The sequence below is a fragment of the Bradyrhizobium sp. genome (assembly GCF_036735945.1).
GTDB lineage: Bacteria > Pseudomonadota > Alphaproteobacteria > Rhizobiales > Xanthobacteraceae > Bradyrhizobium.
The window spans coordinates 1-9,658 of record NZ_DAINNI010000158.1; the positions used below are offsets into that span (position 1 = coordinate 1).

Consider the following 9,658-nt stretch of genomic DNA (forward strand, 5'->3'; position numbering starts at 1 on the left):
TCGGCCATCGTGAAGCCGAGTTCGCTCTTGCCCGCGCCGATCAGCTTGAGATTGTCGACCGAGCCGCCGGTGACTTCGGCGGTGGCCTGCACGTTCGGCAGGTTCTTCGAGAGCACGTTGGCGACGGCGCCGCCGAGCGGATAGTAGACGCCGCCGGTGCCGCCGGTGCCGATCGACATGGTCTTCTGCTGCGCGTGGCTCACGCCCGCGAACGCCAGCGTGGCTGATATCGTCATGGCCAGTATGGCTACGGTCTTCTTCATTGTTTTCATCCTCAATCGCTTCCCTGACTTACGTTGTTACCGCCGGCCGCGTTGGCGACCGTGTGCGCGCCTGCCACAGCACCACGCCGAGACCGATGATCAGGCCCGGCACGTAGGTGTAGCTGATGTCGCGGCCGATCATCCATTCGACGATCGCCTCGATCAGGCTCGGGAACACCAGCAGCAATCCCGATAGCAGAAGCAGGCCGCGCTCGATCGGCGTATTTTGTCGCAGTGCCCAGTTCTGGGCGAACGCCGCCAGCGCCAGCAGGCCGAAGGTCGTCTTGATCGTGATCTCGACGATATCGATCCAGGAGCCGCCCTTCGGGATCGACAGCAGCAGGCCGGGGCCCTGCGGGTCGAGCACGAACACGAACGGCACCAGGAACGCCGGCAGCGTGTATTTCCAGGATTGCAGCGTGGTCTTGTAGGGATCGCCGCCGGTGATGGCGGCCGCCGCGAACGGCGACAGGGCGGTCGGCGGCGACACTTCCGACAGCACCGCATAGTAGAAAATGAACATATGCGCGGCGTAATCGGGCACGCCGAGCTTGATCAGCGCGGGCGCCGCAATCACCGCGCAGATGATGTATGAGGCGGTCACGGGTACCGCGAGGCCGATGATCCAGACGATCAGCGAGGTGTAGATCGCCGTCAGCAGCAGGCTGCCGCCGGCGTAGCTGATGACGATCGACGAGAATTTCAGGCCGAGGCCGGTCAGCGTCACGATGCCGACAACGATGCCGGCGCAGGCACAGGTGGTCGCCGCATTCAGTGCGCCGATCGAGCCGTCGGCCAGCGCCTTCACCAGCTTGCCGGGCATCAGCGCCGTTTCCCTGCGCAGGAAGCTCAGCGCGAACGTGACAACAATGGCGTAAAACACCGACAGCGATGGCGAGTAGCCGATGATCATGAACACGACAACGGCAAGCAGCGAGATGAAGTGGAAGCCGTAACGCCTTGTCATCTGGCCGAGCGACATCTCCGGCGTGAAGATCACGTCCTTGGCGTGGAATTTCTTGGCGTCCAGTTCGACCATGAACAGCAGCGACATGTAGTAGAGACAGGTCGGGATGGTCGCCATCCAGATCACGTCGAGATAGCTGATCTTGAGAAACTCGGCGATCAGGAACGCGGCGGCGCCGAGCACCGGCGGCGACAGGATCGCCCCCAACCCGCCGGCGGCGAGCAGGCCGCCCGCGGCATTCCGCTCGAAGCCCGCCTTGGCCATCATCGGATAGGCGACCGTCCCGATCATCACCGTGGTCGCGACACCGGATCCTGAGGGGCCACCGAGCAGGAACGACGACAGCACCACGGTGCGACCGGCGCTGTTCGGCTTGCCGCCCATCAGCGCCAGTGAGAAATCGATGAAGAACTTGCCGGCGCCGGATTGCTGCAGGAACGCGCCGTAGATCGTGAACAGGATGATCAGCGTCGCCGACACGTCGACGGCGACGCCGAAAATACCTTCCAGGGTAATGAAGAGGTGACCGACCAGGCGAGCCACGTCGTAGCCACGATGGGTCCAGGGGGCGGGCAGATGCGGACCCAGCATCGCATAGGCGATGAACAGGATCGACACCACAGGCATGATCGGGCCCGTCGTGCGCCGCGTAGCCTCCAGCACCAGCACGATGAAGACGATGCCGACGATCACGTCCCAGTGGTCGGGCGTGGTCGCGCGATCGGTGAAATCATCACCGCCCCACAATGCGTAGACGATGGTTGCAACCGCGAAAATCCCGGGAACGACGTCCCACCAGCGCACGCGGTTGCGAAAGCGAGTCGCCAGCGGAAACAGCAGGAAGCTCAGCACCAGCGTGAAGGCGACATGGGTGTAGCGAAGTTCCTGGGTCGGAACGATGGCGTAGGCCGCATAGAGGTGAAACAGGCTCATGACCACGGCAATCGCGGTCGATATCCTGCCCGCCCACCCCATCAGGCGGTTGGCGGCACCTTCTTCCGCCTCGACGAAGGATTCCGCCTTCTGCAGCGCTTCGTCCGATACCGCGACGATCTCGTCATTCGGCGGTGTTGTCTTGTCTTGAGCCATACTTTCCCCGGGACCCGTTTACCCCACGGCCCGGTGTCCTGCGGGCCTTTCGCGAGCCGCATTCAGTCCAATTTGGGTAGTCGTGGCAAGGGGCTTGTAGGCTTATATCGCGCGCATCCCGTCAGCTTGTGGGACGGCTTGACCGGGCCCCGCCGCCCAGCCAGTTTCACGCCCAAAATAATCGGAGAACGTTTTCATGACCCCCCGATTGATTGCAGCCGCCGTCGCCACGGCGGCGATATTTTTTGCACCCTGCGCAGAGGCGCAGTCGTTCATCAACATCCTGACCGGCGGCACTTCAGGCGTGTACTACCCGCTCGGGGTCGCTATCGGGAAGATCTACAGCGACAGGATTGCCAACGTCAAAACCCAGGTGCAGGCGACCAAGGCCTCGGTGGAGAACCTGACCCTGCTGCAACAGGGCCGCAGCGAGCGCGCCTTTGCGCTCGGCGACTCCCTGAAGGCGGCCTGGGACGGCGAGGAGGAGGCAGGCTTCAGGTCGAAGCTCGACAAGCTGCGCACCATCGGCGCGATCTACCCGAACTACATCCAGATCGTCGCCACCGCAGACAGCGGCATCAGGACGCTTGCCGACCTCAAGGGCAAGACGCTCTCGGTCGGCGCGCCAAGGTCCGGGACCGAACTGAACTCGCGGGCGATCCTCGCGGCGGCCGGCATGACCTACAAGAACATCGGCAAGGTCGAATATCTGCCGTTTGCCGAATCCGTCGAGCTGATGAAGAACCGCCAGCTCAATGCGACGCTGCAGTCGGCCGGGCTCGGCGTGGCGTCGTTGAAGGGTCTTTCGACCTCGACCGAGATCACGGTGGTCTCGGTTCCAAAGGCGCGCCGGCACTCGCCAAGCTCGGCGTACCCTTGATCGCCAGCCACATGTTCGCGTTCTACTATGGCATCCTGGCCGACCTCTCGCCGCCGGTGGCGCTCGCCGCGCTCGCGGCCGCGCCGATCGCGAAGGAAAATCCCGACAGGATCGGCTGGGAAGCGATGCGCGTTGCGCTCGCGGGTTACGTCATTCCGTTCATCTTCGTCTACTCGCCGGCGCTGATGCTGCAAGCCGGCGACCCGATGGCGATCAAGCTCGGTTTCTACGCTGCGGTGGCGCTGGCAACGTTCAAGGCGCTGGTGGCGATAGGCCTGTTCGGTATCGTCACGATCGGCTTCCTGTTCACGCGGTTGACATGGCTGGAGGCCGCTGCGGCCCTTGTCGCGGCGCTGTGCCTGCTCGGCGACTTCGCTTTCAGCGACACGATCGGCTTTGCGCTGGCGGCTGCCGTTTTGCTGTGGCAATGGCGGCAACGGTCGCGCAACGCGGTGGCCGCCGCTTGAGCCTGTGTCTTGCTTCCGCCGGCGTCGTCAAGACGCTCTCGGTGGCGGCGTTCACGCTTGCCTGGACGCATTCGGTCGAAAAAATCGACTGGCAGGAGGACTGGCACGTGACGCCGGCGGGGCTGCTGCTCGTGCAGGCGCGCGTCAAGGGCAGCGGCGCAGGCATGGAGCCGTCGCCGGAGGCGCGGCTGGTCGATGGCTGGTTTCAATGGCGGCCGAAGCGCGGGGTATTTCCGGAGGTCGTGCTCGGCAATTCCGGCGCGGCCGGCGAATGGCGGCTATGCGTTGGCGGAAAATGCCGGACATTGCCGGATATTTTCGGCTATCCCATCGGCAGCACGACAATGCGCGTTTGCGATAATCCGTAGCCCGGATGGAGCGAAGCGAAATCCGGGAAAGATGCCGAAAAGAATCCCGGGGTCGCTTCGCTCGCCCGGGCTACAAGGGAACAATCACGGGAGAAGAAGCGCGATGGAACGGCTCAAGGGCAAGACGGCGATGGTGGTGGGCGCGGGCTCGATCGGCCCGGGCTGGGGCAATGGCAAGGCAACCGCGGTGACCTTCGCGCGCGAAGGTGCGCAGGTATTCTGCGTCGACCGCAACGCCGCCGCGGCGCAGGAGACCGCCGACATCATCACCGGCGAGGGTGGCAAGGCGACCGCCTTCACCGCCGACGTCTCGCGCGAGGCCGAAGTGCAGGCCATGGTGGCGGCGTGCCTGAAGGCCTATGGCCGCATCGACGTGCTCGACAACAATGTCGGCATCGCCGAGATGGGCAGCGTCGTCGAGGTGAACGAGGCGGAATGGGACCGCGTGTTCGCGGTCAATCTCAAGAGCGCCTATTTCGCGATGAAGCACGTCATCCCGATCATGCAGAAGCAGGGTGGCGGCTCGATCATCAACATCTCGTCGATCGCATCGATTCGCCACGTCGGAATTTCCTACGTTACTTATGGAGCCTCGAAGGCGGCGATGAACCAGATGACGCGCACGACCGCGGTGCAGTTCGCGAAAGATCATGTCCGCGTCAACTGCATCCTCCCCGGCCTGATGAAGACGCCGATGGTCGCCCATTCGGCCGGACTTGCGGCCAGCTATTCCGGAGGCGACGTCGAGGCGATGTGGCGGGCGCGCGACGCGCAGGTGCCGATGGGCCACATGGGCGATGCCTGGGACGTCGCCAATGCCGCGCTGTTTCTGGCCTCCGACGAATCCCGCTACGTCACCGGCATCGAACTCGCGGTCGATGGCGGGATCACGGTGAAGTCGGCCTGATCGCGCTCAGCCGCGCGCGCTCATTTCCGCCCAGTCCAGTTCCTCCTCGATCAGGTGGAATGCATCGTCGCCGATTTCCTCGGATTCCCGCAGGTCGATGACCGATTGCCGCGCCGCGCGAATGGCGCGGCGGCGCAGGGGATCGGCCGGCAGTTCGCCACTGGAGACGCCGCCATCGTCGCCGGCGCCGAGCAGCAGCGCGCGATATTCGAGCCGGAGAAGCTCGGCTTCCTCGGATGGATCGCCGTCGACCTCGTTCAGCGCGGCACGGTAGGCCACCGCGCGGGCGCGCGCCACCTCGGCTTTGACGGGATCATCATCCTTCAGCCGCAGCGCTGTGATCAGCGGCCGCAATGTCAGGCCCTGTACCACGAGCGATCCCAGCACCACCGTGAACGCCGTCAGCAGCATCAGATCGCGATATGGAAAGTTTTCCGGCAGCGCGAACGCTGCCGCGAGCGTAACGATGCCCCGCATGCCGCACCAGGAGACGACGATGCCGCCCTTGACGATAGGGGATGTCATCGGTTGTTTCAGCAGGCGGTGCGCAATCACAAATCGGAGCACCGCGCCATAGAACATCACCCAGACGATGCGCGTCAGCACGACAACGCCGAGCACGGCGGCGGCGACCAGGCAATACTTCCAGCGCACGGGATCGTCGAGCCGTTCCCAGATCGGCCGCAACTGCAGCCCGATCAGCACGAAGGCCAGCACGTTGAGGACAAAGACCACGGTTTCCCACACCGCATAGGTCGGCACGCGCAGCCTCGCCGGCATCTGCGCCGGCGAGGTGCGCGCAAGCGTGATCGCGTAGGCGACGATGGTGAGAATGCCTGACAGGCCGAGGTGTTCGGCCACGATCCATATCGTGAATGTGCCGGCGAATTGCATGATGATCGCGCTCGGCGCTTCGGTGATCCGCTGCGTCACCGGCATCCAGATCCGGGCGCAGAGATAGCCGGCGAGCAGGCTTCCGACCAGCGCCAGAGCGAGCGAGGGGGCAAACGCGCTCCATGTGAAATGATGGGCGACCGCGACGCCGACGGCGACGCGATAGATCAGCAGCGCGCTGGCGTCGTTGAGCAGGCTCTCGCCTTCGAGGATCTTGAGCAGGCGGTAGGGCAGGTTGACCTGGCGCAGGATCGCGGTCGCCGCCGCCGCATCCGGTGGCGCGACGATGGCGCCAAGCGCGATCGCGGCTGCCCAGGGCATGTCTTGCAGCAGCCAATGCACGAGCGTCGCGACTGAGGCGGTGGTGAGGCCGACCGCGACGAGGACGAGCGTGGAGACCGGGAGCCAATTATTCCTGAGGTCGCGCAGCGACGTGTCGAACGCCGCATCCAGCAGCACCGGCGCCACGAACAGCGCAAGCGCCAGGTCGGGCTCCAGCATCCATTGCGGCCCCGAAGGCACGAACGCCAGCGCCACGCCGCCGAGCGCGAGAAAGGTCGGGTACGGCACGTTGAGCCGCCGTGCCAGCGCGGAGAGCAGCACCGCGCCAAGCAGCAGCCCGATGATCCATTCGAATGCGAGCAACTTGAGATTCCCTGCCGGTCAAGATCGATGTCGCCATCAATCTAGCACTACCCGGCAGGAGAATACGCCGCTCGCCTGCTATTGCGCCATCGCCAGAATGCCGCCGGCGAAGGAATGCCACAGCGGAGAGAGGCTGATCGGCCAGTTCAGAAGCTTGATCGCGATCAGCGCGATGCCGCCGTAGACATAAACCGGATGCGGCCGGCCGCGCGTGCGCCAGTCGAACACCATGGCGACCACGAGCAGGAGATAGGCGACGAAGGCGGGCGGGATGGTCACCGGCACCGGCGGCGGGCCGAGCGGGCCGGGAGGCGCGAGGAAGGTGAGAAACCAGCGCGCGACCGCGGCGTCGAGCAGCGAGATGCCTGCCAGCAGCATCAGCCGCTTGTGGGTCTCGGGCTGACGGACGGATGCAATGGCCAGCGCGAAGACGACGGCAAAGAAGGCAATTCCGCTTAGCGGAACGATCGCAAATGCGATTCCGTCGGCGGCAAGGCCTGCCTCCGCCGCGCGCTTCATCGCGTTGACGCTGACGAGGAAGCCGAAGATCGTCATCGCGGTCGCCAGCGAGACGCCGATCATTCCGATGGCGCGATGCCGGGCGACCTTGCCGGATGCGGCAAGCCAGCTCTGGAATACGAAATAAAGCGACCAGGCGAAAAACAACAGCCCATGGAGATGCACGACCGGCGAAGCGGAGAATGACTTCCTCGCCAGCGGCAGCCAGTAGGTCGGCGCAAAGCCGAGGAAGGCGACGGCCATGCAGGCCAGCGCCATATAGAAATAGAAATAACGGGTTTCGGATTGCGCGATGACACGCGGCGGATTCAAGTGGGTCAATATGGTCATGGTAATTGTGTCAGCAATATCGGCAAAAGGTTCATGACAAATTTTCTATCGTTTTGCGTGTGGCGAGCAGGCTCTCCCGCGCGCCACCGTTCGGTCAAATTCTGTCCCCGGGGACTCCGCGACAATTTGAAGCCCGCCGTTGTCGGAGAAGTGGGAGCCTTGCTAGAACGGGCGGCAATCGAAGGACGCATCCGGACCATCCATGCGAGGTTATCACCACATCCGAAGGCTGCTGGCAGTTTCCCTGCTGTTGATGACGTCTATCCATGCTGCATGCGCGACCAGCGCCGAGCCGGCCAAGGATATGCGCGTCGATCCTGCGCCCTGTCTTGCCGCCTCGCTTTCGCAGGATCACGACCGGACAATCAGCGTCTGCGGTGCGCTGATCGACAATGCGAAGACCGAGAAGGCCGACCGCATCAAGGCGCTGATCGCGCGCGCCACCGCCTATGAGCGCAAGGACATGATCGATCGCGCCATCGCCGACTATGACGGCGCGCTGCGGCTCGATTCCGCGCAGGCTGATGTTCACAACGCGCGGGGCGAACTGTTGCGCAAGAAGGGCGATCTGCCAAAGGCGGTCGCGGACTTCGCCGCAGCGATCAAGCTGAATCCGGATCATGTTGCCGCGCGCGCCAACCACAGGGCGCTGGCGCTGGAGGCGGAACGGCAGGGCGCGCTGAAGGCGGTCGCCGGCAAGCCGAGCTTTGATTGCGCCACCGCCCGCCGCAGGGTGGAGAAGGCGATCTGCGCCAATCCCGAACTCGCCGATCTCGATCGCGAGGTCCAGGGTTCGTATCAGCGGGCGGTTGCCGAGAAAATGACCCCGCCGCAGGCGCGCAAGCTGCGCCGCGCGCAGGAGGAATACATCGCCCAGCGCAACCGCGAATTTGGCCGGGCAGGCTATGACCTGAAAAAGGCGATGCGCGACCGTCTGCAAAAGATCAACGGCATCGACGGATATTAGGCTGCCTTCGGCCCGATAGCGCTTTAACCGAACGGACGAGCAGTTCCGGCTTGATCTGGCGCAACTTCCCGTGACAATGCCTGCAATAAAGTGATTGCCCAGCCGTCATGGCCGGGCTTGTCCCGGCCATCCACGCCCTATCGAGCCAGACAAGGTACGTGGATGCCCGGGCCAAGCCCGGGCATGACGATGACAGGCGAACGTCCCGGGAGCACGCCATGAACATCCAGAGCAACAGCCGCTACCACGAGGTCCATGCCCGCTCGATGGCTGACCCGGAAGAGTTTTGGGCGGAGGCTGCGCGCGAAATCGACTGGATCGAACCGGCGACCAAAGTCTTCGATCCCTCGGCGGGCGCCTATGGAAGCTGGTTCGCCGGCGCCGTCGTCAACACCTGCTACAACGCGCTCGACCGTCATGTGGCGGGTGGCCGCGCCGACCAGGTCGCGCTGATCCACGATTCACCGCTGACCAACTCGATCTCGAAATTCACCTATGCCGAGATGCTCAAGGAGGTGCAGACGCTCGCCGCCGTGATGGCCGATTTCGGCGTGGCCAAGGGCGATCGGGTCATTCTCTATATGCCGCTGGTGCCGGAGGCGGCGGTTGCGATGCTGGCCTGCGCGCGGATTGGCGCGGTGCACAGCGTGGTGTTCGGCGGCTTCGCGGCGAAGGAACTCGCGACCCGCATCGACGACGCCAAGCCGAAGCTGATCCTCTCGGCAAGCTGCGGCATCGAGCCCGGCCGCATCGTGCAATACAAGCCGCTGCTCGACGCCGCGATCGAGCTATCGAGCGCGAAGCCGCAGGCGTGCGTGATCCTGCAACGGCCGCAGCATCCTTGCGAACTCACCGCCGGCCGCGACCATGATTGGGCGACGCTGCGCCGCGCCGCGCTTGCCGCGGGCAAGGCCGCGCCGTGCACGCCGGTGCTGGCGACCGATCCGCTCTATATCCTCTACACTTCGGGCACCACGGGCATCCCGAAGGGCGTCGTGCGCGACAATGGCGGGCACCTGGTCGCGCTGAAATGGTCGATGTTCAACCTCTATGGCATCAAGCCCGGCGAGGTCTGGTGGTGCGGCTCCGACATCGGCTGGGTGGTGGGCCACAGCTACATCGTCTACGGTCCGCTGATTCACGGCGCCACCTCGATCATGTATGAAGGCAAGCCGGTCGGCACGCCCGACGCCGGCGCATTCTGGCGCGTCATCTCCGAGCACAAGGCGGTGGCGCTGTTCACCGCGCCCACGGCCTTCCGCGCCATCCGCAAGGAGGATCCGGACGGCGCCTTCATCCGCAAATATGACCTGTCGAAATTCCGCACGCTGTTCCTGGCCGGCGAGCGCGCCGATCCGCCGA

At 64.5% G+C, this 9,658-nt stretch carries 8 protein-coding genes and 2 pseudogenes; 6 read left to right on the plus strand and 4 right to left on the minus strand.

Annotated features, from left to right (window positions below; all coding sequences use genetic code 11):
* Together V7E26_RS27165 and V7E26_RS27170 are read right to left on the minus strand one after the other, a co-directional pair.
* Positions 1-263 (minus strand): TAXI family TRAP transporter solute-binding subunit (locus tag V7E26_RS27165; protein ID WP_324422299.1); only part of this gene is annotated, 263 nt, incomplete at its 3' end.
* A 28-nt stretch (positions 264-291) separates the two neighbouring features.
* Positions 292-2,319, minus strand: coding sequence for a TRAP transporter permease (locus tag V7E26_RS27170; RefSeq protein ID WP_324422301.1), 2,028 nt, complete (start codon positions 2,317-2,319; stop codon positions 292-294).
* Between the two features lie 196 nt (positions 2,320-2,515).
* Here V7E26_RS27170 and V7E26_RS27175 point away from each other — a divergent pair.
* The 4 genes and pseudogenes from V7E26_RS27175 to V7E26_RS27190 all read left to right on the plus strand — a co-directional run.
* Positions 2,516-3,163: pseudogene (locus V7E26_RS27175) on the plus strand (TAXI family TRAP transporter solute-binding subunit); the annotation flags it as partial.
* 2 nt (positions 3,164-3,165) lie between these two features.
* Positions 3,166-3,666, plus strand: a pseudogene (locus tag V7E26_RS27180) (TRAP transporter large permease subunit); the annotation flags it as partial.
* On the plus strand, positions 3,627-4,034 hold the full coding sequence (locus V7E26_RS27185; RefSeq protein ID WP_324422303.1) for a DUF1850 domain-containing protein: 408 nt from the start codon (positions 3,627-3,629) through the stop codon (positions 4,032-4,034). The pseudogene V7E26_RS27180 and the gene V7E26_RS27185, both read left to right, overlap by 40 nt.
* A gap of 103 nt (positions 4,035-4,137) precedes the next feature.
* A complete protein-coding gene (locus tag V7E26_RS27190; RefSeq protein ID WP_324422305.1) occupies positions 4,138-4,941 on the plus strand; it encodes an SDR family NAD(P)-dependent oxidoreductase in 804 nt (267 codons plus the stop codon).
* 6 nt (positions 4,942-4,947) lie between these two features.
* Here V7E26_RS27190 and V7E26_RS27195 read toward each other — a convergent pair whose 3' ends face one another.
* Together V7E26_RS27195 and V7E26_RS27200 are read right to left on the minus strand one after the other, a co-directional pair.
* Positions 4,948-6,480, minus strand: a complete 1,533-nt coding sequence (locus V7E26_RS27195; protein ID WP_324422307.1) for a cation:proton antiporter — start codon at positions 6,478-6,480, stop codon at positions 4,948-4,950.
* 78 nt (positions 6,481-6,558) lie between these two features.
* On the minus strand, positions 6,559-7,329 hold the full coding sequence (locus tag V7E26_RS27200; RefSeq protein WP_324422309.1) for a hypothetical protein: 771 nt from the start codon (positions 7,327-7,329) through the stop codon (positions 6,559-6,561).
* A 253-nt stretch (positions 7,330-7,582) separates the two neighbouring features.
* On the opposite strand from V7E26_RS27200, the gene V7E26_RS27205 reads away from it, so the two are divergent.
* Together V7E26_RS27205 and V7E26_RS27210 are read left to right on the plus strand one after the other, a co-directional pair.
* Entirely contained in the window at positions 7,583-8,296 is a 714-nt protein-coding gene (locus V7E26_RS27205; protein ID WP_324422311.1) for a tetratricopeptide repeat protein, read from the plus strand.
* A 218-nt stretch (positions 8,297-8,514) separates the two neighbouring features.
* Positions 8,515-9,658 (plus strand): AMP-binding protein (locus tag V7E26_RS27210; RefSeq protein WP_324422313.1); only part of this gene is annotated, 1,144 nt, incomplete at its 3' end.